Below are 22,968 nucleotides of genomic sequence, written 5' to 3' on the forward strand. Positions count from 1 at the left end.
CTCCTCAGTCGGCTGCGGGCGGCGCCTGCAGCGCCCGGGCCAGAGCCGGGTCCACCAATTCTCGCTGCCACGGCCGGGCCTGCCCGGCGCGCAGGAAATTCTCGACGGCGTCGAACGGATCGGGCGCGGGCGCCCAGTCCCAGCACAACCGTCGCACCAGGTCCGGCGAGACCAGATTCTCGGTGGGGACGTGCACCCGTTCGGAGACCTCGGACAGCGCCGAGCGCGCGGCCTCCAACCGCGCGGCGGCCTCCGGTTTGCGCCTGCTCCAGCGCGCTGGCGGCGGCGGACCGTTCGGCGGTTCGCTGTCGGTGGGCGGGTTCTTGTTCTTCCGTGCCTCGTCCAGCGCCGCCAGCCACGTCGCAGCGCTGCGCCGCTGATTGCGCCCACCGAACACGGGCAACGCGACGAGTTCCTCGACGGTCGTCGGATTGGCCAGGGCGGCATCGATGATGGCCGAGTCGGGCAGGATGCGGCGCGGCGCGATGTCGCGGCGCTGCGCGATCCGGTCGCGCGTCAACCACAACTCGCGGACCGCGGCCAGGCCACGCTGATCGCGCACCCGATGGATGCCCGACGTTCGCCGCCACCGGTCCCGGCGCGCGGCGGCGCCCGGATCTTTCGAACCCGTGTCGCGCAGGTAGTCGAATTCCTGTGTGGCCCAATCGCTTTTGCCCTGCCCGGCCAGGACGTCGGCGATCGCCGCGCGCAGCTCGATGAGCAGTTCCACATCCAGTGCGGCGTAGTTGAGCCATTCACCGGGCAAGGGCCGCTTGGACCAGTCGGCGGCGCCGTGCCCCTTGGCCAGCCCGAAACCCAGCAGCCGCTCGACCATGGTGGCCAGGTTCACCCGTTCGAACCCGGCCAGCCGTCCGGCGAGTTCGGTGTCATACAGCGCCGGCGGCCGCATGCCCACCTCCGCCAAACAGGGCAGGTCCTGATCGGCGGAGTGCAGGATCCATTCGTCGTTGCTCAGCACCTCGGCCACCGGCCGCAGGGCCTCGAGCGGGTCGGCGCCGTGGCTCACCGGATCGATGAGCACGGTGCCGGAACCGGCCCGCCGGATCTGAATGAGGTAGGCCCGGTTGGAGTAGCGGAAACCGGACGCCCGTTCGGCGTCCACCGCGAAGGGCCCGTGGCCGCGGTCCAGTCGCGTGGCGGCCGCCTCGATGTCGTGGACGCTCACCGAGATCGGCGGGACGCCTTCGGTCGGTTGCGGCAGCGGGGTGGGCGCGGGGTCGGTGCCTGCGTCGCCGGGCACGCTGCTGCCCGGCCCGTCGGCCGACGGTTCGCCCATGCTAGGCGCGTGACCGTGAGCTCAGGTCGGTGACTCCTGCGGGGGGTAGGCCCGCGGCGTGCTCCAGTACCTCGCAGAACGCCTCGACGTGACCGCCGACCGCAGGCGAGGTCGCGGTCCACGACGCGCGCAGCTCGAGCTGGTGGGCGCGCGGCGGCCCGGAGATGTCTCCGTAGCGCACCGATGTGGTGGCGGTGACGGTGCCGCCCAGGGCGACTACTTGCTCCATACGTGACTCCAGTGCCTCGACTAGCCAGCTCCACGCTACTTCGGGCAGCAGCGGGTCAACGGCCTCACTGGGGTCAAGGTCGGCCTGGATGTAGGCGACCATGCGGATGGTGCCGTCCCACGCGTCGGCCCCCTCGGGGTCATACAGCAGGATCAACCGTCCGAAGGCGTCGCCCTCGGACCGTTCTGGAATGATTTCGGCGTCGGGATGTTTGACCTCGGCGCCCAGGGCGTAGCTGTGTGGGGCCAAGCGTTGCGGCGGCCGGATGGGACCCAACTCGATCTCCGGCCGCACGACGACGGCGTTCATCGCCGCTGCCGCCTCGCGGAATGGGGCCGGTTCGGATGAGGTCACTTGGCGCCGCTCCTGTTCATCCCGACCGTTCTGCGTCGTCACGGCACGGGTCACAGGGATCGACGGTAGACCCACAGCCCGACACGCCGCGACAGGCGCGCCGCGTTTCAAACCGGCCGCGACCAAGCCGTTACCAGGCCTTCACCAAAGCTATATGTGCAGCTCAGGGCGTCAGTGGGTGAAACGCGCCTGGCGTTTCTCGCGGTGCGCGGCCAGGCCTTCCTGCACGTCGGGGCCGCTGAAGCTGAGGAATTCCAGACCCACCGAGGTCTCGAAGGTGGGGCCCATCATGCGGTACCAGTGGTTGAGGCTGCGCTTGGTCCAGCGGATGGCGTTCTGCGCGCCCTGCGCCAGGTTCCCGGCGATGCGGGTGGCGGTGGAGAGTACGTCGTCGTCGTCGACGCAGGTGGACACCAGGCCGATCCGCTCGGCTTCCTCACCCAGCAGCGTCTCGCAGGTCAGCAGGTAGTACTTGGCTTTGGCCATGCCGACCAGCAACGGCCAGCAGATGGCGGCGTGGTCGCCGGCCGCCACACCGAGCTTGGTGTGCCCGTCGATCAGCTTCGCGGTCCGGCCCGCCACCGAGATGTCGGCGAGCAGGGCCACCACCAGACCCGCGCCCACCGCCGGCCCACGGATCGCCGACACGACGGGCGTGTCGCAGTCGATCATGTTGTGCACCAGATCGCGGGCTTCGCGCATGATGCGGATCCGGCCCTCGTAGTCGTTGATGGTCTCGTCGATCAGGTCGAAGCTGCCGCCGGAGGAAAAGGCCTTGCCTTCACCGCGGACCAGGACGGCGCGCACGGCGGGATCGCGGTCGATCACCGGCCAGATGTCGGCGAGGTCCCGGTGCATCTGCGGCCCGACGGAGTTCAGCCCCGGGGAGTCGAGCACCAGCGTCAGCACGCCGTTCTCACCGACCTCGCAGCGAAGGCTGGGGAACTCGTCGTAACTCACTGGGGGATGACTCACCGGCATGACCGAGCTCCTGACGTTCAAACGGTTGCGGTCGTTGATAGTACGCAGCGGGGTTCGGTGTTCGGCGGTCATGGCAGCATTGAGGCTGATGAGTACTCGCCGCGACCTTCCCGAGTCGCCGTATCTGGCGGCCGTGAGCGGCCGCAAACCCAACCGGGTGCCGGTGTGGTTCATGCGGCAGGCCGGTCGCTCGCTGCCCGAATACCGGGCGCTGCGAGCCCAGACCGACATGCTGTCGGCCTGCTTCGACGCCGAGTTGGTCTGCGAGATCACCCTGCAGCCGGTGCGCCGCCACGACGTCGACGCGGCGATCTTGTTCTCCGACATCGTGGTGCCGCTGCTCGGTGCGGGCATCGACCTGGACATCGTCGCCGGGATCGGACCGGTGATCGAGTCGCCGGTGCGCACCGCCGCCGATGTGCAGGCCATCAAACCCCTTGAGCGGCAACGTGTTCAGCCGGTTTTCGATGCGGTGTCGCTGCTGGTGTCCGCCCTCGGCGACGTGCCGTTGATCGGCTTCGCGGGCGCTCCGTTCACGTTGGCGTCCTATCTGATCGAGGGCGGCCCCAGTCGCCACCATGCGCGCACCAAGGCGATGATGCTGGCCGAGCCGGACACCTGGCATGCGCTGATGGAGAAGTTGACCGACATCACCGTGGGCTTCTTGCGGGTGCAGCTGGAGGCCGGCGTGGACGCCGTTCAGGTGTTCGACTCGTGGGCCGGGGCGCTGTCCCTGGCGAATTACCGCACCTACGTGCAGCCGCACAGCACCCGGGTTTTCGCCGCACTGGCCGACTACGGCGTGCCGATGACCCACTTCGGGGTGGGCACCGCCGAACTGCTGGGTGCGATGTCGTCCGTCGGCGCGAACGTGGTGGGCGTGGATTGGCGGACCTCCCTGATCGAGGCGACCGGCCGCGTGCAACCCGGCACGACGTTGCAGGGCAACCTCGATCCGGTGGTGGCGCTGGCCGGCTGGCCGGTGGTGGAACGCGCGGCACGCGCTGTGGTCGACGACGGCCGGCGCGCGATCGACGCCGGTGCCGCCGGTCACGTCTTCAATCTCGGCCACGGCGTGTTGCCCGAAACCGACCCCGGTGTGCTGACCGACCTGGTGTCACTGGTCCACTCCCTATGAATTCCCGCTCGTATTGCGTTGTGGGAGGCGGGGTTTCGGGTCTGACGGCGGCCTATCGGCTCCGCCTGGCCGCCGGTGACGACGCGGCGATCACGCTGTTCGACCCGGCAGACAAGCTCGGCGGCGTTCTGCGCACCGAACTGGTCGCCGGGGTGCCGATGGATTTGGGCGCCGAGGCTTTCGTGCTGCGCCGCCCCGAGATGCCGGCGCTGCTGGCTGAGCTGAATCTGTCTGAGCGCCAGCGAGTTTCGACGGGAGCGCGCCCACTGATCTATAGCGGGCAGGAATTGCGTGCACTACCGACAGGCACCGTCGTCGGGATCCCGTCGTCGGCGGCATCCGTGGCGGGGCTGGTCGATGAGGCCACGCTCGCGCGCATCGAGGCCGAACCCACCCGCCCGCTGGTGTGGCAGGCGGGCAGCGATCCGGCGGTGGCCGACCTGGTGGGCGAGCGGTTCGGCGCCCAGGTGGTGTCGCGGTCGGTGGATCCGCTGCTGAGCGGGGTCTATGCGGGCTCGGCGGCCACCATCGGCCTGCGCGCCGCCGCGCCGACGGTGGCGGCGGCGCTGGACCGCGGCGCCATCAGCCTGACCGACGCCGTCGGGCAGGCACTGCCGCCGGCCACCGGCGCGCCGGTGTTCGGGGCGCTCGAGGGTGGCTACCAGGTGTTGATCGACGAGCTTGTCGCGCGTGGTCACCCGCGCTGGGTGCGCGCGGCGGTGTCGCGGCTCGAGTCCGCCGACGCGGGCTGGACGGTGTTCGACGACACCGGGACTCGCTGGGCCGCCGACGCGGTGATCCTGGCCGTCCCGGCGGGGCAGTGTTCCCGCCTGCTGGCCGAGATCGCCCCACGCAGCGTCGCCGCCACCGGGCGCATCACCAGCGCATCGTCGGTGGTGATGGCGCTGGCCGTGCCGGGTGATACCCCGTTTCCCGAGTGTTCGGGCGTGCTGGTGGCCACGGGTGAGCGGTTGCGGGCCAAGGCAGTCACGCTGTCCTCCAGAAAATGGGGGCGCAGGCGGGGTGTCCGCGGGGACGCGCAGCTGCTGCGGCTGTCGTTCGGGCGGTTCGGCGATCGCGTGGCGGCCGACACGTGCGACGACGAGCTGCTGACCTGGGCGGTGGGTGACCTGGCCACCGTATTCGGGTTGACCGTCGACCCCGTCGACGTGCGCATACAGCGCTGGATCGACGCGATGCCGCAGTACGGACCGGGACATGCCGATCTGGTCGCCGAGGTGCGCGCGGGCCTGCCTCCGACGCTCGCCGCGGCGGGCGGCTATCTCGACGGCATCGGTGTGCCGGCCTGCGTCGGTGCCGCCGGCCGCGCGGTCGAGCGTGTGATGAGGGCCATCGGAGACTTGGACGCGCAAGTGGCACGATAGGTTTCATGGCCAAGCTCGACTACGACTCGCTCAACTCCCAGATCCGCTACCTGATGTTTTCGGTTTTCTCCGTCGAGCCGGGTGAACTGGGCGAACAGCGCGATGACGTCGTCGATGAAGCGTCGACGTTCTTCAAACAACAGGAGGAACGCGGCGTCGTGGTGCGCGGCCTCTACGACGTCGCGGGTCTGCGGGCCGACGCCGACTTCATGATCTGGACCCACGCCGAACGCGTCGAAGCGCTACAGGCCACCTACGCCGATTTCCGGCGCACCACGGCGCTGGGTCGGGTCAGTGCGCCGGTGTGGAGCAGCGTGGCGTTGCATCGGCCGGCCGAGTTCAACAAGAGCCACATCCCGGCGTTCCTGGCCGGCGAGGAACCCGGCGCCTACATCTGCGTGTATCCCTTTGTGCGGTCGTATGAGTGGTACCTGCTGCCCGACGAGGAGCGCCGCCGCATGCTCGCCGAGCACGGCATGGCCGCGCGCGAATACAAGGACGTCCGCGCCAACACGGTTCCTGCGTTCGCGCTCGGTGACTACGAGTGGATCCTGGCTTTCGAGGCTACCGAGCTGCACCGCATCGTCGACCTGATGCGCGAACTGCGTGCCACCGACGCCCGCCGGCACACCCGCGAGGAGACGCCGTTCTTCACCGGCCCCCGGGTGCCCGTCGAGCAGCTGGTGAATGCCCTGCCATGACAACCGCGCCGGCGACGATATGGCGGGTAGCGCCAAAAATGACGGAGAGGAGTGGCGCCAAATGACGACGTTCGATCCGACCGATCCCACCCGATTCGAGGAGATGTACCGCGACGAGCGGACATCACACGGCCTGCCGGCCGCCACACCATGGGACATCGGCGGCCCGCAGCCGGTGGTCCAGCAGCTCGTCGCGCTGGGCGCGATCAAGGGTGAGGTGCTCGACCCCGGCACCGGCCCCGGCCACCACGCCATCTACTACGCGTCCAAGGGGTATTCGGCGACCGGCATCGACGGGTCGGCGGGCGCCATCGAGCGCGCCCGGGCGAACGCGGAAAAGGCCGGGGTGTCGGTCAATTTCGAGCTGGCCGACGCCACCAAGCTGGACGGGTTCGACGGCCGGTTCGACACGGTGGTCGACTGCGCCTTCTACCACACCTTCAGCACCGAGGCGGAGCTGCGCAGTTCCTATGTGCGGGCGCTGCACCGCGCTACCAAGCCGCGCGCGGCTGTACATGTTCGAGTTCGGCGAACACAACATCAATGGCTTCAAGATGCTGCGGTCGTTGTCCGAGAAGGACTTTCGCGACGTGCTTCCGGACGGTGGTTGGGAGATCACCTATTTGGGCACGACCACCTATCGAGTCAACGTCAGCGTCGAGTCCATCGAGGCGATGGCCAAGCGCAACCCCGACATGGCCGATCAGGCGGAGAAGTTACTGGAGCGCTTCCGGGTGATCGAGCCGTGGCTGGAGGGCGATCGCGCGTACGCCCCGTTCTGGGAAGTGCACGCCACCCGGGTGGACTGACCGCCGGGCGCCCCGACCGCCGTGGATGCCCCGCCCGTCCCAGTTGTCACCAGCGGAGGGGAGTGGGTTTTTGCCCGCCTTTGAGCGACAACTCGGGCGGGACGCTGACAGTGTGCTCGGTTGTCGCTGGTTTGTCGCTCAGAGGCGGGCAATCAGCATGCCGCTTGGGCGCGGGACGCCTGAGGCGGATGGGGAACAGCCCGCCGGCTATCCCCCCGCCGGCACCAGCCGCAGCGAGACCGAGTTGATGCAGTAGCGCTGATCCGTCGGCGTCGGATAGCCCTCACCGGCGAACACGTGGCCCAGGTGGCTGTGGCAGTTCGCGCACAGCACCTCGGTGCGCGTCGTGCCCATGGAATGGTCGGGCCGCAGGATCACCGCGTCGGAGTTCGCCGGGTCGAAGAACGACGGCCAACCGCAATGCGACTCGAATTTCTCTGTGCTGCGGAACAATTCGGTACCACAGGCCCGGCACTGGTACACGCCTTCGGTTTTGGTGTCGGTGTATTCACCGGTGAAGGGCCGCTCGGTGCCGGCTTGGCGCAGCACGTGGAACTCTTCCGGGGAAAGTTTCTTGCGCCACTCGTCGTCGCTCAGTTGCACCTTGGGCCGCGAAACGTCGGGGGAGGTCATGCATCCACGCTAACCCTAAAGGCGGCGACCCGCCGCGTCCGGCTCCGCCGCGTTAGCGGGCTCCGCCGCGCTAGCGGTCACCGCACGCTTGCGCTCGGCCGTCAGCCACGCGGGGTCGATGCCCTCATCGAGCCGGTTCTCGGCCCTGGCATCCAGGTAACGGAAGAGCAGCACGGTGAAGGCGACGATCAGCAGCAGCGACCAGCCGTAGGTGATCTTGAGGTAGTGCAGCGCGCGGCCATATCTCATGTACTTGTAAATCAGCCAGTCGTCCAGCGTCATGAAGCCATAGATCCCGAGCCAGGCCGGCCAGTTGCGGATCAGCGAGTTCTGCAGCACCACGGTCATCAGGAACGGGAACAGCATCATCGAGTAGTAGCCCTGGGCCAGCGGGAGCACCAGCCAGGAACAGATCAGCAGCACGCCCGAGGAGCTGGTGAACCAGAACAACGGGTCCCGCGTGCGGTAGTAGCGGTACAGCAGCCATAGCGCGCCGATCGTGAGCAGGACGAAGAGTATTCGCATGAACACGATCAGCCAGGTGGGCAGGCCGAAGTACACGCCGTTGCCCTCGATGGAGCTGTTGAAGTAATCCCGGGTGCCCCCGATGTACGGCAGCGTCTTGGTGAAGAACTCCGTCGGGTGGCTGACCAGCGGCCAGGCGGCAATGTTGATCACCACGGGCACGACGAGCGCGGGTATCAGCGTGCGCCACTGCCGGTTGAGCAGTGGCAACAGCAGTAGCGGACCCAGCACGGGTTTGAGCGTGAGGGTGAGGCCGATCGCCAGGCCGGCCCACCACTGCCGGCTGACCCTCCCGTCGAGCAACCAGCGCAGGAACAGCACCTCGGCCAGCAGTACGCAACCGTTGATGTTGGTGAATACCAGCGTGCTGGTGACGCTTTCGGTGCAGAACATGGCCAGCAGCAGGGCGGGCGCGGCCACCGAGGCCATCGTGAACTTGAACAGCCGCAGCAGCAGATACCAGGCGATCAGGATCGCCACGGTGTTGATCAGGATGAACAGATACCGCGACTGCGTAAAAGGCAGGTACCCGAACGGTGCCATCAGCAGCGTGCCGCCCGGCGGGTACAGATAGTGCGGGTCGACGTAGTCGAAGTGCTCGTTGTAGATGTCCCACCCGTGCCGGAAGTTGAGGACCGCGCGGTACACCGGCTTGAAATCGTCGGTGATGTTGCCGTTCAGGGTGAGCACGATGCTGCGGTGCAGTACCGAGAAGATGGCCAGCGGCCACAACGCCATCCGCAGCACGGTCGCGACGCTCGGTGCGCCGGTGCGGGGACGAAAGGCGGCCAAGGTCCAATCACGCAGGCCGGTTCGGGTCGATTCAGCTGCCGTCACCAGCGCACCGTACACCGGCGCGCGCGACAGCCGGAAAGCAGCGTCAGGCCGGGCAGTAGGTGTCGGTGTTCGGCAATTTGCCGCTGGTGAGGTAGCCGATCAGCGGCGGTACGGCGCAGCCCGAGAAGATGCTGGCGCCGTGGCCGATGCCCTGCCACATCACCCGCTTGCTGGCCGCGTTGGCGTTGATGATGCTGGCCGCGGTCGCCGCGACGCCGTCGGTACCGACGATCGGGTCGTTCTGCACACCGAGCAACAGCACGTCGACTTTGAGGGTCTTGGGTGTGGGGGGCGGCGAGCCGGTGGGCCAGTGCACGCACTTGACCATGTTGAGCGCGGCGACGGTGCCGAAGTCGGGGTAGAGCTTGCCCCAGGCGACGACGAGTTCACGCACCCGGTCCGGGGTGGGGCGGCTGACCGCGTCGCTGCAGACGTTGACGAACTGGCCGTCGGAGTCCTGGATGGCGTTGGCGTGGTTGATCAGGTTGTTCAGCGCGTTGGTGTCGCCGGAGCGCGCCCCCGCCAGCGCGCTGGCCAGGTTGGTGGTGGCGTTGACGCGGCCGCCGGCGGGATAGCCGAGGGCGACGGTGATGGCGTTGGCCACCTGCGCCACCGACGCGCCCCCGGGCCCCTTGCCGGCGCGGGCGTCGGCCAGCAGGGCGCTGACGGCGCCCTTCGGGTCGGCACCCAGCGCGCAGCTCACCGCGATGCACTGGGCGGCGAAGGCGTCGAGGGCCGCCTGCTGTCCCTTGACTTGTTGCTCGGCGGCGGCTTCGGCGTTGACGCCCAACGCAACTGGTGAGTCGAGGATCAACCGGGCCACCTTGTCGGGCCGTGATCCGGCGTAGGCCAGCGCCACCTGCGCGCCGTTGCCGATGCCGATCAGCGCCAGGCTGGGCACGTCCCACAGGGTGCGCAGCCGCTCGATGTCGGAGGCGGCGTGTGCGTCGTCGTAGGAGGACGCGTTCGGACCGATCCCGACGGCGTCGCCGCAGTTGGTGGTGGCGGTGTTGGAGACCTCGGACAGGTTGGCCACCGGGTCGTCGCCGGTCTGGAATTGCGACTGGTCGCGCATCTGTTGGCGGTCGGATTTGTCCCGGCAGTCGATGGGGCTGGACATGCCGATGCCGCGGCGGTCGACGGAGACGATGGGGTGGGTGGCGAGCACGTCGGCGCCCGCGCGCGACAGCCAGACCGGCAATTGCGCCGAGGACGGCAGATCGGAGCCGGTGGTGAAGATCAGCGGCCCCGCATCCTTGGGTGTCTGGTTCGAACGGGCCCGCACCACTCCGATGCTCAGGGTGCCGCCCCCGCCGTTGGCCGGGTCCAGGTCGGCGTCGTAGTTCGCGCAATCCAACTGGACGCCGCCGGCGGCGGGAACCGCCGCGTCGGCGAACACCCGCGAGGTGCAGTCGTGCCACGCCAGGTCGTTCTTGGGTGCGGCGATCGGTGGTGGCCCGCTGGGCGCCGGCTTCGAGGTCGCCGCGCCCTGCGGTCGCGCACCGGAATCGGTGGCGAACCGCGGATCGGCGGCCAGGCCCGGGACGCAGCCGGCCAGCAACGCGGTAACCGCAACCAGGATCGTGGCGCACGTGTACGGCCGACTCATGCCGACCACAGTAGCTAGGCCTTGACGTAGCGGGTGTAAAGGTAGCCGGCGTCGTCGGTCAGGACGTGGGCACACCGCATCCGGGTGAGCAGTTGCGCTGGGCCGGCCGCGATGCGTGGTGCCTGGCCGCCGACGAGGTAGGGCGCGATCGTCAAGCACAACTCGTCGAGCATGTCGCGGCCGATCAGCGAGTCCAGCAGCGTCGGCCCGCCCTCGGTAAGGATGCGGCGCATGCCACGCGCGCCGAGGGCCGCCAATAGGGCGGCCTCGTCGACCTTCTCGGGATCGCCGCCGCCGGAGCAGTCGAGCACCTCGCACAGGCCGCTGAGCGCGCGGCGCGTCTGCTCGGCCGCCGTGGTGCAGGTGAGCACCAGTGGCGGCACCTCGGTGTGGGTGAACACCGCCATGTCCCGGTTGAGGTGGCCCGAGGCGGTCACGATCGCCAGTTGCGGGACTTCGCTTTGTCCGCGGGCTCCCCGATGCTGACGCTGGGCGACGTTGAGCTGCGCGCCGGAGTAACCCTCGATCCGCACGGTGCCCGCGCCGACCACGATGACGTCGGCGAGCTCACGCAGCAGGTTGAAGACGAACCGGTCGCCCGGGCCGCCCATCGCGCCGCTGCTGCCCCCCGAGGTGGCCCCACCGTCGACGCTGGTGATGAAGTTCGCCCGTACCCAGGTCCCGTCGCGTTCGGGGTATCCGTAGAGCCGGGGCAGGTCGCCGTCGCCGAGTCCGCGTACCGATGCGAGCAGCGACAGGGGCGTCTCTGAAGTCGCGGAACTCGCACGGACGCCGGAGTCGGGCATGGGTCTGATTGCAGCACGCCGCTACAGTTCCTGCATGCACGGGTCCACCTCCGCGGGCGCTTCGGGCGGCGTGGCTCACCTGGTGGATCGGCACCCGACGGTGTCGCCGGAGCGGCTCATCGCCCAACTGAGACCGCCGCCGACCTTCGCCGACGTGAGTTTCGCGACGTATCAGCCCGATCCGGCGGAGCCGACGCAGGCTGCAGCACTGGTGGCGTGTCAGGACTTCTGCCGGCAGGCCGTCGAGCGCCGCGCGGGACGGCGAAAGCTGTTGGGCCGCCGCGTGGTTTCCCCCGGTACCGGGTTGTACTTGGACGGCGGATTCGGCGTGGGTAAGACGCACCTGCTGGCGTCGGCCTACTACGCGCTGCCCGGTGACGGACCGGGCGGGTCACCGGATGGTCCGGCTCCCAAGGCGTTCGCGACGTTCGGTGAGCTGACCCAGCTGGCCGGGGTGTTCGGCTTCGTCGAATGCATCGATCTGCTGGCCAACTACACGGCGGTCTGCATCGACGAATTCGAACTCGACGACCCGGGCAACACCACGCTGATCGCGCGGCTGCTCTCGTCGCTGGTCGAGCGCGGGGTGTCGGTGGCCGCGACCTCCAACACGTTGCCCGAGCAGCTTGGCGAAGGCCGCTTTGCGGCACAGGATTTCCTGCGCGAGATCAACACGCTGGCAAGCATTTTCACGACAGTGCGGATCGAGGGGCCCGACTACCGGCACCGCGGTCTGCCGCCGGCGCCGCAGCCGCTGTCGGACGACGAGGTGGCCGCGCGCGCTGCGCAGGTCGACGGCGCGACGCTCGACGACTTCGATGCGCTGTGTGCGCATCTGGCCACCATGCACCCGTCGCGGTACCTGACGCTGATCGAGGGGGTGAGCGCGGTGTTTTTGACCGGCGTGCACGGCATCGACGACCAGAACGTCGCGCTGCGACTGGTGTCGCTGACCGATCGGCTCTATGACGCGGGCATTCCGGTGGTGGCCTCGGGTACCAAGCTGGACACCATTTTCAGCGAGGAGATGCTGGCCGGGGGATACCGAAAGAAGTACCTACGGGCCACTTCCCGGCTCTTGGCGTTGACCGCCGCGGCTAACCCAGCTCGCGGATCATGACATAGTCGCTTTCGACATCGGTGCCCAGCTGAAACGTCCTGGTGCCGGTGATCGCGAATCCGCTCTTGAGGTAAAAGCGTTGTGCGCGTTGGTTTGCCCGGTTCACACCCAGCCACACGCGGTGAACGCCCCAGTCGGCGGCGACGGCCAGCGCGCGTTGCATCAGCGCCGCCGCGGCCCCGCTGGAGTGGCGGTCGGACAGGACATACATTTTCGACAGCTCGGCGGTGTCGTCAACGGAGTCGCCGCGAACCAGCATGGCGTAACCGACGATCCGGCCGTCGTGGCGTGCGAGGACAATGGCGCGATCCGGATCGCCGAGATACTCGGCGAACCGGTTGGCCGACAGGTTGGCGTCGACGAAGGCCGCGATGTTCTCCGCGGTCACCGAGGGCGGACATGCCAACGGAAAGGTCTGTGCCGCAACGGCCGCCAGTTCTGCGGCGTCACCGGTGTTCGCCGGCGCGATCTGCAACGTTGCGGTCAGAGGTTCCACTGCGCGAGGTGATAGCCCGTCTTCTTGTCCAGCAGGACGACGGTGGAGACGGGATCGCGGTAGGCGTCCCAATACACGCCACCGCGCACGATGGCCCCGTTCGGCGCGTTGACGAGCACGTTGTCCAGCGCGTCGGGCGCATCGGAGGCCCGCGGCTTGTACGCGTCGGCGTTCGGAGTCACCCCGTTGAAACTGAAGATGGTCGCCATGACATACGGGTTGGGCACCCGGATCGCGCGAATGGTCACGTCGGCACGGTCGACGGTGCTGCCCGGAAAGCCCTTATAGGTGCCTTCGCGCGTGTAGCCGAATCCCGGCGGCGGGTCACAGGGCGCCACGCCGCTCACAGTGACGTCGGCGATGAACGTGCCGGTGTCCACCCGCAGCGTGTCACCGATGTGGCCGATCGGCGCGTCACCTGCCCACGCGCGCGGAGCCGGAACCGCGGCGACATCGACGGCGGTGACGCCGGCAACGGCAACCACCAACGCTGACACGACCATGAGCCAGCGGTGGATCGTCGCCATGTCGTGCCTCCTTGACGCCGTTGCAGGGGACCCTCGCATGATCGCACACGCGGTAGTGCCGCAGGGAGGGTCGGCCACACTGGTCAGCCGTCTCCGCCGGCCTTCTTGCCCTCGGCGAGGGATTGCAGCGCCGTCACCAGATCCGCCTCGACCCGGTCTTTGTCGACGCCGCATCGGTGCAGCGGCCCGTCCCCGCCTTCCAGCTCCAGCAGCGCCAGCAGTTGGTGCTCGGTGCCGACGTAGTTGTGGCCGAGCCGGAGTGCCTCGCGCACGGTCAGTTCGAGCGCTTTGCGTGCCGGCCCGCTGAACGGAATGAGCTGCGGCGGTTCGGCATCCACGCGCAGCGCGGCGATCGAGGCGGCCGCGGCGGCGCGTAGCGCCCCGGTGTCGACGTTCTGTAGGTGCAGCAACACCGTCGCCAGGGCGGCCGCATCGCTGAGCACGCCGAGCAGCAGATGGTCCGGTGTGATCTCGCTGTTGCCGGCTTCGTGCGCGGCGTTCTGGGCCGCCACCACCGCGCCCCGCGCCCGCGGGGTGAAGCGCGCGAACCCTTGTTCGGGATCCAGCGTGGCGGGCTCCGCGCGCGGGACGAAGCGCTTCTGGGCGGCCTGTTTGGTGACTCCCATGCTCTTGCCGATGTCGGTCCAGGACGCTCCGGAACGGCGGGCCTGGTCCACGAAGTGGCCGATCAAATGGTCGGCGACCTCGCCCAGGTGTTCGGCGGCCAGGACGGCGTCGGCGAGCTGATCCAGCACGTCGGGGCGTGTCGTCTTGATGGCGTTGATCAGTTCGTCGAGGCGGATCGGGTAGGCGATGCGGACGGGCTCGGACATGTCGTCAACGATAGGTTGACGCGCGACGATGTGTCAACCGTGGGTTGACGACGACATCTGAGAAGGTGCGGGCTATTGACCCCTCTGGGAGAATTCGTCAGTCATGAAGCCACTGCTCACGCTGTGCGGACTGGCCGTTGCGATCGGCCTGGCCGCGCCGGCGCACGCCGACAGCACCGACGACGCGTTCATCGCGTCTCTGCAGGCGGCCGGCATCACCTATTCCGACCCCGGCAAGGCCGTCGGCGCCGGCAGGTGGGTGTGCGACACGGTCGGCCAGGGCACACCCATGCCCGACGTCGTCAAGACGTTGCTATCCAAGAACTCCGCGCTGAACGAGGACAAGGCCAATCAGTTCGCGGCCATCGCCGCCAACACGTACTGCCCAAGCGCCATCACCACGAGCACCCCGAATGCCTCGTAGCACTCGGGATGCCAATCGCCGGCAGGTTTGCGACAATCGCTGCGTTATGCGATTTCTCCTGGGGTTGACCAGCCTCGCAACCATGATCGTCCTGGCCGTGCCGGCGCACGCGGACATCGACAACGACCAGGACTTCCTCAAAGACCTCCGCGACGCCGGCATCACCTATCAGGACGGCGGCAACGCGATCACCATCGGCAAGTCGGTGTGCGAGCTGCTCGATGACGGACAGTCCGACGCGAAGATCGTGACCGACCTTCGCAACCAGAATCCGGCCTTCCAGGGCGCCGCGGCGGCAAAATTCACCTACCTCTCGGCGGCCCACTACTGCCCGAAGTACATCACCGGCGACGACCGCGGTCCGAAGCCGGACGGCGCCGTCGGCAACTGAGCCATCTCCGGGCGCAATAGGCTGATGCCCGTGCGCGTCGATCCCGGCCGGCTGACATGGGGCGCGGCAATTCAGACTTGGCATTTCGACCTAGGCTGCGCGGTCGTCGTCGCGGTGCTCGCCATCGGGTACGCCTTCTGCTACCGGCGCGGCCGCGAGGCCGAGCGCCCGGGCCGCGCCGCGAACGCCGCCTGCTTCGGTGCGGGCATGCTGGTGTGGGTACTGGCCACGATCAGCGCGATCGGTGCCTACGCCTACGTCCTGTTCTGGGTGCGTGCGCTGCAGGTGGTGCTGCTGCTCTACGTCGTGCCGTTCTTCATCGCGCAGGCCAAGCCGGTCACCGTCGTTCGCGACGCACTCGGACCGGCCGGCCGCGACCGGATCGACCGGTTGTTGGCGGGCCGGTTCGCGCGCGTGCTCGTTCATCCGGCGACCACGTCGGTGGCGATGCTTGCTACGCCGTGGTTGCTGTATCTGACGCCCTGGTACACCGCGGCCCTGCAGAACGAATGGATCGGTGCGCCGACGCGAATCCTATTGGTGGTGTTGGGATTCGGCTACTTTTATGCCCGGCTGCAAGAAGATCCCGTTCCGCGCAGGTACCCGCAGTCGATTTCGCTGCTGATCACCGTCGCCGAGGCGCTCGGCGACGGTGTGCTGGGATTGGTCATCTGGCAGGGCTCGTTGATCGGCGCGGCGTATTACGCAGCGCTGCAACGGTCTTGGGGCCCCGACCCGCGGCTCGACCAAACGATCGGTGCCGGCGTGTTGTGGATCCTCGGGGATCTGGTCGGCTGGCCGTTCGTGCTGCTGCTGATGCGCGCGCTGTCCCGCGACGAGAAGGCGCACGCGGTGGCCGTCGACGCCGAGTTGGACGAGACCGAATCGGCCGAGGCGCAAGGCGCCGAGACTGAAGGTGCCGGGCCGTCGCGATTGTGGTGGGAGAACGATCCTCAACTGCGTGAGCGATTCCGTCGACCTTGACAGCTTTGGAACCACTGCGTGCCCGCTGAGACGTAGACGCCGGCCGGTACCACATTACGAATTGCGGTGCAGCGACCGTGTGGTGCAGACCGCGCGGGATTTGGAAGTTAACACGAATTTCGCCCAATGCCTTAAGCGTTCCGCTATGTTGCGCGAGACGCCGGCGATTGCCGACCGCATCCATAGGAGCAGAGTGCATGAAGGTATCGGTCGGGGCAGTCGGCTTGGTGGTGAGCACCCTGGTGGTTGGTGTGGCGGTGACGGGGTGCGGAAGCAAAAAGTCGTCAAGCCCATCAACGTCAACGTCAACGTCATCGTCGAGCTCTGCAGCGTCGTCGCCCACGACACCGACATCCAGTGGTGCTGCCCAGCCTTCCGACTACAGCGGTCTGCTCATCAAGCCCAGCGACATCGTCGTGCCGGGTGACACTTTCGCTCTGATGCAGACGCTGCCGGTACAAACCCCGGGGGGCGTCGAAGGCGTGTTCACGAATCAGAACGGCTCTCGCAAAATCGACGACACCATCTATGTCTATCCCGACGTCGGCGCCGCGGGACAGGCGCTCGACATGAACGCGAAGATCATCACGGACCCTGACATGGGGGTGAAGGGGACGCCCTCATCAGCGGACGTGGGCGGTGGCGGCACCATGGCGGTGGGAACCTCCGGTGACGGATCCAAGGCGAAGGCGATGGTGATATTCACCGAGGGTAAGGTCTTGACTGTCCTCGAGTTCGAGAGCCCGCCGAGCGATCCGCTGGCGCCGGACTTCGTCTTCGATGTCGCGCGCAAGCAGGATGCGGCCATCAAGAGCGGACTGGCTGCGTGAACGCCCTGGGGCGGTCAGGCCCGCGGTGAGAGCGCGGCTCGCCGCAGGCGCGGCGTCGCTCGGTGCGACCGGATTGTTGGGTTGGGGCGCCGCCCGGGCGATAGCCGCGCGGATCGAACGGAACTCGGACCCATTTCCCCGCGAACGGCTGATCGCCGAACCTCAAGGTGAGGAAGTCCCGATTACCCGCCCCGACGGGACGGTGCTGCGCGTGTTGGTAGCGGGTCAGGGGCCGCCCGTGATCCTGGTCCACGGCTACACCGCTCGAGTCATCGAGTGGAACCTCGTGTGGGATGAGTTGCAGGCGCGGGGGTTTCGCGTCATCGCGTTCGATCAGCGCGGTCACGGACGTTCCACCCTCGGTTCGGACGGGATAGGGTCCGGGCCCATGGCGGCCGACCTGGCAGCGGTCCTGCGGCACTTCGACGTTGACGACGGCGTGCTCGTCGGACACTCGATGGGCGGATTCGTCACCATCCGCGCCGTCCTCGACCACGCCGAGCTGGCGCAGCGGCTGCGCGGACTGGTGCTGTTCGCCACCTGGGCTGGCCGCATCCTGGACGGGGCACCGCAGAACCGACTGCAGATTCCGCTGCTAGAACACGGCATCCTGCAACGGCTGGTGCGCAACAAAACCATTGCGATGCTGTTCGGCGCCGCGCAATGCGGGAGGCGCCCGTCACCGGTGATGATCTCGGTGTTCATGGAGTTCTTCAACCAGCACCTGGACGAACACGGGCCGTTGCTCCCGATCGTGCGCGCCTTCTCCGACGAAGACCGCTACCCGCGGCTGGGCGAGATCACGGTGCCGACGGTGGTGATGGTCGGCACCGCGGATCGCACGACGCCGGTGAGCCATTCGCACCGGCTCGCCGACGGCGTTGCGGGTGCACGGTTGGTCAGCGTTCCCGACGCGGGGCACCTGCTGAATTGGGAAGCCCCCGACGACTTGGTCAAGGTCGTCGAATCGTTTCCGGCACAACGCGAATCATTGGGATGACGCGCGCGCCGTCCAGGTGAAGCTCTGCATCTCCGGGATCTGTGGCGTCAGGGCCGCGGCGACGCTGCGACCGATCTGGTCCGAGGCCGCCAGCGCAGTGTCGGCGTGCAGGAACCCCTCCACCTCGACGCGCAGGGTCCGCCCGGTCCACCTGGCCCGGGCGTGCGCATGCGTCACACCGGGGACCGAGGCGGCGACGGCCTCGGCGGTGGTGATGATGTCGGGGTCGACGCCGTCGAGCAGGCGATGCGCGATATCGGCGGTCACCTCCCAGCCGACGTGGCAGATGAATCCGGTGACGACGATCCCGGCGACCGCGTCGGCCCAGCCCCAACCCAGTGCCACGCCGATCAGCCCGAGCACCGCGCCGCCCGACGACAGCGCGTCGAGCCAGGAATGCTTGGCGTCGGCGACCATGGTCGCCGATCGAATTCGCCTGCCCACCACCAGTTTGTAGCGGGCCACCAGTTGATTGCCCACCACGCCCACGAGGGCTGCGGCGATGCCCCAGCCCACATGAGTCGTGCCGCCGTGACGAAGCAATTTGGTGATGCTCTCGAAACCGGCGACGACGGCGCTGCCCCAGATCACCAGGGCCACCCCGATACCGGCGAGGTCTTCGGCGCGTTCGTAGCCGTAGGGATACCGCTCGGTGGGAACCTTGCGCGAGGCACGGAAGCCGATGAACACCAGGGCGCTGGTGGAGACGTCCGACAGGTTGTGCAGCGCATCGCCCAGCAGGGCTACCGAGCCGGACAGCAGCGCGATGACCAATTCGACCAGGCCGGTCAGCGCCAGTCCGACGGCGCTGACGGCGACGGCGCGGTTGGCCTGCCGACGCTCGCCGGCGTCATCTGCCGCGGTGTCGAGGGGAAAACTTGCCGCCGGGTCGCGGACTCCGTTGATCACGTGCATACCGCCAGCATGCCCGACTCGGCGGCGACGCCCAAGCCCACGCTTACGGGCGGATGCGTTCGTACACCGTCACCCGGTCGCGTTGGCCCCACCACAGCACCGGCTGGCGGGAATCGACTTCGCACCACTGTGTCTCGAGGATCTGGTGCATGTGGGCATCACCCGTGCCGCCGCCGCGGCCGTCGCCGATGTAGATCAGACGATTTCCCGTGTAAGACATCAGTATTCGCGCGCCGACATCCTGATCATGGGGCGGCCAGGAAAGGAAAAGTGTTCGCTGCGGGTGTAGGGCGGCCGCCGCGGCGCAATCCTTCGCGACGATCTCGGCGTACAAGTCCCCGGCGTGCCAGCCGTTGGTGAGCAGGTCGGTGCCCGGGTTCAGGTCGTAGCAGACGACATCGACGCCCAGCTGGGTCAGCAGGTACGCCCAGTAACCCGTGCCCGCGATGGGATCGACGAGCCCGCCTTCGACGTGGCCGGCCACGAACTCCACGGTCTCTGGGTCGGGAACGGTCCAGCAGTACCGCCGGACCAGCAATTGCCGGTTCGGCGAGCGGGCCATGTTCTCTTCGACCGTGCGGTCCAGGCTGAAATAGCCGACCACCGCGTTGCCGCCGACGCTGTCGGTCTCAACGCAGTCTTTGACGGCGTCCCAGTAGGGGTTGTCGATGGTCACCGCCTGTGGTCCCGCCGTAGCACCCGCTCGTGCGCGCGGACCTTCTACTTGTCCTGCGCCGGAGCGGACGGGCCGTCACGCCAGGGGCGGGGGCTCTTCGGCAGAATCATGAACGCCACGGGGAGGCGGACCAACGCGTCGCGGCCGGCGACCTCGAGGAACACGATCTCCATCTCCAGGCGGTTCAGAGGCCGCGTTTCCATCATGAACCGCGTCCGCAAGTAGCGGGGGGTCCTCAGCCACTCGACCAAATTCATGACCGCGACTCTACGCCTCTCGCGGATATACCTGCTTTGCATAGCATTTCAGGTCAATCGATGCCGTCAGCGGTGAATTCGGAGGTCAGCTCATGCCGATGCGAATGTTTTTCACCTGCAGGAACTCGTAGAGGCCTTCGACGCCGCCGGTGCGGCCGAACCCGCTGTGCTTGTATCCCCCGTAGGGGCCCTGAGGTTCGATGTCGCTGTGCCTGTTCACCCATACCGAACCGGCCTGCAGCTCACGCGCAATCCGGTGTGCACGTTCCAGGTTGGTGGTCGCCACGAAGGCATTGAGTCCGTAGCGGGAATCGTTGGCGATCCTGACCGCCTCGGCCTCGTCGCCGAAGGGGATGACGGAAGTCACCGGGCCGAAGGTTTCGGTCTGTGCCAGCGACGAACGGTTGTCGACGTTGCTGAAGATCGTCGGCTCGATGAAATAGCCGGATGCCAGCTCGCCACCCAGTCGCCGCCCGCCGGTGACCAAGTCACCGGCCTTCTCGTTCACCGCCTGGTCGATCACCCCCAGGATGCGGTCGGAGGCCGCTTCGGTGATGACGGGGCCGAGCATCACGTCGGGTTGCAGTGGGTCACCGATCTTCGCCGCCTGCACGGTCGCCACGAGTTTCTCCACGAAACTGACGTATACCGAGGCCTCGACAAGGATCCGCGAGGCGCAGGCGCAACTTTGGCCGGCCTGGGTGATGGGGCCTTGGTGAGCCGCGATGACCGCGGCCATATCGAGGTCGGCGTCGGCGAACACGAGATAGGCTGATTTGCCGCCCAATTCGGCCGTCACCGGGGTGAGATTGTGCGATGCGGCTTGCAGCACCTTCTGCGCGGTCGCTTGGCCGCCGGTGAAGTGGATCTTGCCGACCCGGGGGTGACGCACCAGCGCGTCACCGCCTTGTGGTCCGGCCGGCAACACGTTCACCAGTCCCGGCGGCAGGCCCGCTTCGATGCAGAGTTCACCAAAACGCAAGGGCGCCAACGACGCGAGCTCCGAGGGTTTGAAAATGACCGCGTTTCCCGCCGCCAGCGCGGGCGCCACTGCCGCGCCGGCGACCACCAGCGGCCCGTTCCACGGGGCGATGACACCGACGACGCCGTACGGTTCGCGTTCGACGAGGTTGACGTCGAACGCACCGGCGACGGGAGTGCTCGCGCCGTGCGTCTTGTCGGCATAACCGGCGTAGTAGCGCAGGAAACGCTCGGTCAGTACGGAGTTGCCGGCCACCGCGACCGGGACGCCGTAATCGTGCACATTGAGCTCGGTCAGCTCCGCGAAGTGCTCGCGCACCACATCGGCCAGCGCGAACAGCAGATCCCGACGGCGATCGACGGGATAGGAAATCCACTCCCGGTGCGCGTCGTAGGCGCTGTCGACGGCCCTGTCGACCTCACACTCACCCGCCATCGGGATGGTCGCGTTCAGCCGGCCGGTGCCGGGGTAGATGTGCTGGTAGGTGCCACCCGATGCTGCGGTGATCCGTTCTCCGCCAATGAGTAACGCACCCGAGAGCGGTGGTGAGGTCGCGGTGGCCGTCATGCCGAGTTTTCCTCCGTTACCAGCCGACGGGCGCGTGATCGGCCTGGTTCTCCGCCGTCACCCGTTGTTTCTGTTCTGTGATCACCTGGTTGAGGTAGTCCGCCTTGGCGCACCCGTAGTACGCCGCGAACTGCAGCGCCAGTTCGTCCATCTCCTCGAACGACACGTCGCCACTCTTGAGCGCCGCGTAAACGTGGGACATGATCGGAATCTCGGCATCCTGGAACGCGACGCAGGCGACGGTGATCAGTCGGCGTTCCTTCATCCCCAGGCCGGGGCGCAACCACATCTCGCCGAAGACGAAGTTCAAAATGCCCGCACCCGAGTACGGGTTGTCGCGCATCGGCGCGAACGGCAGGCAGTTGATCTCCTTGAATGATTCCTCGCCCCCTTGCAGCCGCTGCTCAGGGTCGCTGGCGGTGACCAGCGGCAGCAACGGTTCCGGGGCGGCGGGCACCTCACCGCGCGCCTCGGTGATCTTGGCCCATTGCAGGTCCACCGCGATGTTGAACCGGGACGCCTTCGGCCAGCCCGCGTAGACGGCGAAATGCAAGACCGTTTCCCGCATTTCGGTGATGGTGAGGTCACCGCTGTTGAGTGCGGCGTAGACGTGCTGCTCGAGGGGGGTCTGCGCGTCGGCGGCCGCGACACAGGCCAGGGTGACGAAGCGTCGATCGCGGCGGCTGAGCCCCGGTCGCGACCAGACCTCGCCGAAGACGAAGTCGATCAGCCCGCCCGCATATGGGCTGTCGCCCTCGGGCGGGTCGATCGTCATCACCTCGGCGAAGGTGCGCACCCCGCGGTCATGTCGCGCACCGTCGCTCATCGGAGCCTTATCGGATGGTGACACCGGCGTCGACTTTCAGTTCGAGTCCCGTGACATACCGGGATTCATCGGACATGAGGTAGAGCACCGCGTTACTCACGTCGGAGGCTTCGATCAGCGGCGCGGGGAGCGCGTTGAGAAACAGGGGCACCAGGTCGGGCCGCTGCTCGGCGATCAGGGTGTGCATGCTCGGCGGTGCCATTCCGGTGGCCACGCCGGTGGGGTGCACGGTGTTGACCCGAATGTTCTGTGCAGCAAGCTCATTGGCCAGCGCCAGGGTCATCCCCACGATGCCGTGCTTGGAAGCCGTGTAGGGGACATGCAGCGGAGTGCCCTTGATGCCGGCCGATGAGCTGATGTTGACCAGGCTCCCACCGCCCTGGGCGACCAGGTGGGGGAGTGCGGCCGCGCACGTGTTCCACGCGCCGATGAGGTTGACGTCGAGGACCAGCCGCCACTGCTCGGCGGTGGTGGTGTCCCAGGTGCCGACGGTGAGCACGCCGGCGTTGGCGACGGCGCCGTCGAGTCCGCCGAGTTCGTCGACGGCCGCGTCGACCGCCGATTTCATCGCGGCCTCGTCGCGCACGTCGACGACTTTCGGAACTGCCCGACGGCCGTGTTTCTCGACCAGTTGCGCAGTCTCGTTCAGGTCGTCTTCGGTGGCCAGGGGATATTCCAAACCCTCTGGGGTGGAGCAGATGTCGACCAGGATGCAGTCGGCACCCTCTTCGGCCAGCCGCACCGCGTGCGAGCGTCCCATGCCGCGTGCGGCCCCGGTGATCAAGACCCGTTTGCCCGTGACCCGGCCCGTCGTGTTGTTCGTCGTCATTGGCGTA

The 22,968-nt window shown here is 67.7% G+C and carries 25 protein-coding genes and 2 pseudogenes; 11 read left to right on the top strand and 16 right to left on the bottom strand.

The genetic code is table 11. The features are described 5' to 3' along the window. Positions 1 to 4 precede the first annotated feature (4 nt). From A5782_RS23515 to A5782_RS23525, 3 genes and pseudogenes are all read right to left on the bottom strand, one after another. Positions 5 to 1,297, bottom strand: a complete 1,293-nt coding sequence (locus A5782_RS23515; protein ID WP_067104585.1) for a ribonuclease D — start codon at positions 1,295 to 1,297, stop codon at positions 5 to 7. Position 1,298: 1 nt separating this feature from the next. After that, positions 1,299 to 1,965: pseudogene (locus tag A5782_RS23520) on the bottom strand (DUF3000 domain-containing protein). A gap of 86 nt (positions 1,966 to 2,051) precedes the next feature. Continuing rightward, the gene (locus A5782_RS23525) at positions 2,052 to 2,861 is read right to left on the bottom strand and encodes an enoyl-CoA hydratase/isomerase family protein (RefSeq protein WP_067104686.1); all 810 of its coding nucleotides are present in this window, start codon (positions 2,859 to 2,861) and stop codon (positions 2,052 to 2,054) included. An 88-nt stretch (positions 2,862 to 2,949) separates the two neighbouring features. On the opposite strand from A5782_RS23525, the gene hemE reads away from it, so the two are divergent. The 4 genes and pseudogenes from hemE to A5782_RS23545 all read left to right on the top strand — a co-directional run bounded on the left by hemE (position 2,950) and on the right by A5782_RS23545 (position 6,894). Further along, positions 2,950 to 3,999 carry a uroporphyrinogen decarboxylase gene (hemE, locus tag A5782_RS23530; RefSeq protein WP_067104588.1) on the top strand — a complete coding sequence of 350 codons (1,050 nt, stop codon included), beginning with the start codon at positions 2,950 to 2,952 and terminating at the stop codon, positions 3,997 to 3,999. Continuing rightward, a complete protein-coding gene (locus A5782_RS23535; protein ID WP_067104590.1) occupies positions 3,996 to 5,384 on the top strand; it encodes a protoporphyrinogen oxidase in 1,389 nt (462 codons plus the stop codon). Before hemE ends, A5782_RS23535 begins: the two co-directional genes overlap by 4 nt. 5 nt (positions 5,385 to 5,389) lie before the next feature. Beyond that, positions 5,390 to 6,085: a hydrogen peroxide-dependent heme synthase gene (gene hemQ / locus A5782_RS23540; protein ID WP_067104592.1), complete on the top strand. Its 696-nt coding sequence runs from the start codon at positions 5,390 to 5,392 to the stop codon at positions 6,083 to 6,085. Between the two features lie 61 nt (positions 6,086 to 6,146). After that, positions 6,147 to 6,894, top strand: a pseudogene (locus A5782_RS23545) (class I SAM-dependent methyltransferase). A 207-nt stretch (positions 6,895 to 7,101) separates the two neighbouring features. On the opposite strand, the gene msrB reads toward A5782_RS23545, so the two are convergent. Genes msrB through A5782_RS23565 form a run of 4 tightly spaced genes read right to left on the bottom strand, consistent with a single transcriptional unit; the run spans position 7,102 to position 11,304 of the window. Next, positions 7,102 to 7,527 (bottom strand): peptide-methionine (R)-S-oxide reductase MsrB, encoded by a 426-nt coding sequence (gene msrB / locus A5782_RS23550; RefSeq protein WP_067104594.1) that lies wholly within the window; start codon positions 7,525 to 7,527, stop codon positions 7,102 to 7,104. A 15-nt stretch (positions 7,528 to 7,542) separates the two neighbouring features. Next, complete coding sequence (aftC, locus tag A5782_RS23555; protein ID WP_067104595.1) at positions 7,543 to 8,904, bottom strand: arabinofuranan 3-O-arabinosyltransferase; 1,362 nt, start codon at positions 8,902 to 8,904, stop codon at positions 7,543 to 7,545. Between the two features lie 28 nt (positions 8,905 to 8,932). Continuing rightward, a complete protein-coding gene (locus A5782_RS23560) occupies positions 8,933 to 10,498 on the bottom strand; it encodes an alpha/beta fold hydrolase (RefSeq protein ID WP_067104597.1) in 1,566 nt (521 codons plus the stop codon). A gap of 14 nt (positions 10,499 to 10,512) precedes the next feature. Beyond that, entirely contained in the window at positions 10,513 to 11,304 is a 792-nt protein-coding gene (locus A5782_RS23565) for a pyrimidine reductase family protein (protein WP_067104600.1), read from the bottom strand. On the opposite strand from A5782_RS23565, the gene zapE reads away from it, so the two are divergent. Beyond that, positions 11,303 to 12,424 (top strand): cell division protein ZapE, encoded by a 1,122-nt coding sequence (zapE, locus tag A5782_RS23570; protein WP_156624081.1) that lies wholly within the window; start codon positions 11,303 to 11,305, stop codon positions 12,422 to 12,424. The two genes, A5782_RS23565 and zapE, sit on opposite strands and share 2 nt — an antisense overlap. Here zapE and A5782_RS23575 read toward each other — a convergent pair. The 3 genes from A5782_RS23575 to A5782_RS23585 all read right to left on the bottom strand — a co-directional run bounded on the left by A5782_RS23575 (position 12,402) and on the right by A5782_RS23585 (position 14,280). Further along, complete coding sequence (locus A5782_RS23575) at positions 12,402 to 12,920, bottom strand: GNAT family N-acetyltransferase (protein ID WP_067104604.1); 519 nt, start codon at positions 12,918 to 12,920, stop codon at positions 12,402 to 12,404. The two genes, zapE and A5782_RS23575, sit on opposite strands and share 23 nt — an antisense overlap. Further along, positions 12,908 to 13,447, bottom strand: coding sequence for a hypothetical protein (locus A5782_RS23580; protein WP_067104606.1), 540 nt, complete (start codon positions 13,445 to 13,447; stop codon positions 12,908 to 12,910). The genes A5782_RS23575 and A5782_RS23580 overlap by 13 nt, the downstream gene beginning before the upstream one ends. Positions 13,448 to 13,530: 83 nt before the next feature. Further along, positions 13,531 to 14,280: a Clp protease N-terminal domain-containing protein gene (locus A5782_RS23585; protein WP_067104608.1), complete on the bottom strand. Its 750-nt coding sequence runs from the start codon at positions 14,278 to 14,280 to the stop codon at positions 13,531 to 13,533. Positions 14,281 to 14,383: 103 nt separating this feature from the next. On the opposite strand from A5782_RS23585, the gene A5782_RS23590 reads away from it, so the two are divergent. The 6 genes from A5782_RS23590 (at position 14,384) to A5782_RS23610 (ending at position 17,909) form a co-directional block, all read left to right on the top strand. Beyond that, positions 14,384 to 14,704: a DUF732 domain-containing protein gene (locus A5782_RS23590; RefSeq protein WP_067104610.1), complete on the top strand. Its 321-nt coding sequence runs from the start codon at positions 14,384 to 14,386 to the stop codon at positions 14,702 to 14,704. Between the two features lie 46 nt (positions 14,705 to 14,750). Then, positions 14,751 to 15,095, top strand: a complete 345-nt coding sequence (locus A5782_RS23595; RefSeq protein ID WP_067104612.1) for a DUF732 domain-containing protein — start codon at positions 14,751 to 14,753, stop codon at positions 15,093 to 15,095. Between the two features lie 30 nt (positions 15,096 to 15,125). Next, positions 15,126 to 16,079: a cytochrome c oxidase assembly protein gene (locus A5782_RS23600; protein WP_082943071.1), complete on the top strand. Its 954-nt coding sequence runs from the start codon at positions 15,126 to 15,128 to the stop codon at positions 16,077 to 16,079. 265 nt (positions 16,080 to 16,344) lie between these two features. After that, positions 16,345 to 16,506, top strand: coding sequence for a hypothetical protein (locus A5782_RS26340; RefSeq protein WP_156624082.1), 162 nt, complete (start codon positions 16,345 to 16,347; stop codon positions 16,504 to 16,506). Between the two features lie 13 nt (positions 16,507 to 16,519). After that, positions 16,520 to 16,909, top strand: coding sequence for a hypothetical protein (locus tag A5782_RS23605; RefSeq protein ID WP_156624083.1), 390 nt, complete (start codon positions 16,520 to 16,522; stop codon positions 16,907 to 16,909). Between the two features lie 25 nt (positions 16,910 to 16,934). Beyond that, complete coding sequence (locus tag A5782_RS23610) at positions 16,935 to 17,909, top strand: alpha/beta fold hydrolase (protein ID WP_067104618.1); 975 nt, start codon at positions 16,935 to 16,937, stop codon at positions 17,907 to 17,909. Here A5782_RS23610 and A5782_RS23615 read toward each other — a convergent pair. The 6 genes from A5782_RS23615 to A5782_RS23640 all read right to left on the bottom strand — a co-directional run bounded on the left by A5782_RS23615 (position 17,898) and on the right by A5782_RS23640 (position 22,961). Further along, positions 17,898 to 18,824: a cation diffusion facilitator family transporter gene (locus A5782_RS23615; protein ID WP_067104620.1), complete on the bottom strand. Its 927-nt coding sequence runs from the start codon at positions 18,822 to 18,824 to the stop codon at positions 17,898 to 17,900. The two genes, A5782_RS23610 and A5782_RS23615, sit on opposite strands and share 12 nt — an antisense overlap. 43 nt (positions 18,825 to 18,867) lie before the next feature. Then, a complete protein-coding gene (locus A5782_RS23620; protein WP_067104622.1) occupies positions 18,868 to 19,500 on the bottom strand; it encodes a hypothetical protein in 633 nt (210 codons plus the stop codon). Positions 19,501 to 19,544: 44 nt separating this feature from the next. Further along, positions 19,545 to 19,757 (bottom strand): hypothetical protein, encoded by a 213-nt coding sequence (locus A5782_RS23625; RefSeq protein ID WP_067104688.1) that lies wholly within the window; start codon positions 19,755 to 19,757, stop codon positions 19,545 to 19,547. Positions 19,758 to 19,842: 85 nt separating this feature from the next. Beyond that, positions 19,843 to 21,306 carry an aldehyde dehydrogenase gene (locus A5782_RS23630; RefSeq protein ID WP_067104624.1) on the bottom strand — a complete coding sequence of 488 codons (1,464 nt, stop codon included), beginning with the start codon at positions 21,304 to 21,306 and terminating at the stop codon, positions 19,843 to 19,845. 16 nt (positions 21,307 to 21,322) lie between these two features. Next, complete coding sequence (locus tag A5782_RS23635) at positions 21,323 to 22,132, bottom strand: carboxymuconolactone decarboxylase family protein (RefSeq protein WP_067104626.1); 810 nt, start codon at positions 22,130 to 22,132, stop codon at positions 21,323 to 21,325. 7 nt (positions 22,133 to 22,139) lie between these two features. Then, a complete protein-coding gene (locus A5782_RS23640; RefSeq protein WP_067104628.1) occupies positions 22,140 to 22,961 on the bottom strand; it encodes a mycofactocin-coupled SDR family oxidoreductase in 822 nt (273 codons plus the stop codon). Positions 22,962 to 22,968: the final 7 nt, after the last annotated feature.

The sequence above is a fragment of the Mycobacterium sp. 852002-40037_SCH5390672 genome (genome assembly GCF_001665875.1).
Taxonomy (GTDB): Bacteria; Actinomycetota; Actinomycetes; order Mycobacteriales; family Mycobacteriaceae; genus Mycobacterium.